Origin of the sequence: Blautia sp. AF14-40, assembly GCF_003479665.1 — a bacterium.
Taxonomy (GTDB): Bacteria; Bacillota; Clostridia; order Lachnospirales; family Lachnospiraceae; genus Fusicatenibacter; species Fusicatenibacter saccharivorans.
In genome coordinates this window covers 76,998-77,895 of record NZ_QUHK01000016.1, presented here as the reverse complement: position 1 = coordinate 77,895, position 898 = coordinate 76,998, and the positions used below count along the sequence as shown (strand labels likewise).

Genomic DNA, 898 nt, shown 5'->3' with positions numbered 1-898 from the left:
CTTTTACTCTCTGTTTACTTTCAAAACTGTAAGTGTAATTGAATACTGCCCTTGCTATAATTTAATTGTATTCCAAAACAAATAAATGTGGCAGGAAGAAAGGAGCGATTTTTAATGGAACACATTTTAAATTTAGAGCAAGTAAAAAAATACTACGGGGGTAACTCTGGAAATATCACAAAGGCAGTAGACGGTATTTCTATGTATGTAGATAAGGGCGAATTTGTCGCAATCATGGGAGCTAGTGGTTCTGGAAAGACTACCCTATTAAACTGTATCTCTACGATTGATACTGTAACCAGCGGACACATTACAGTCAATAATCAAGATATTACCAAAATCAAGGATAAAGATTTTGCTGATTTCAGACGTGAAAATTTAGGGTTCATTTTTCAAGATTTCAACCTTTTAGATACTTTAACGATTGGAGAAAACATTTCTTTATCATTGGTTATCAACAAACAGAACCCTACTGATATTGAGAAAAGAGTTCATGCTATCGCCGATAAATTGGGTATTCGTGATATTTTATCGAAATTTCCTTATGAAGTTTCTGGCGGACAAAAACAGCGTTGTGCTTGTGCTAGAGCCTTAATCAATGAACCGAAACTGATTTTAGCTGATGAACCGACGGGAGCTTTGGACTCAAAAGCTTCCAGATTATTACTGGAAACAATGTCTGAAATCAACAAGAAAATGCAGGCTACTATTTTAATGGTAACACATGACCCGTTTAGTGCGTCTTTCTGTGAACGTATTTTGTTCTTGAAAGACGGTAAAATATTCAATGAAATTTTCAGAGGGGAAAAAAGCAGAAAAGATTTCTTCAATGAAATACTGGATATATTAACCTTGCTCGGAGGTGAAGTGGGAAATGTTAGGTAAGTTAGCGTATAGA

Annotated in this window: 1 protein-coding gene; it reads left to right on the top strand. The window is 35.2% G+C overall.

Annotated elements, in window-relative coordinates:
• The first annotated feature begins 114 nt into the window (after positions 1-114).
• A complete protein-coding gene (locus DWW13_RS12175) occupies positions 115-885 on the top strand; it encodes an ABC transporter ATP-binding protein (protein WP_003061398.1) in 771 nt (256 codons plus the stop codon).
• Positions 886-898 lie beyond the last annotated feature (13 nt).

Coding starts and splice junctions, on each gene's coding strand:
- DWW13_RS12175 (WP_003061398.1), top strand. CDS start 115: ATGGAACACATTTTAAATTTAGAGCAAGTAAAAAAATACTACGGGGGT.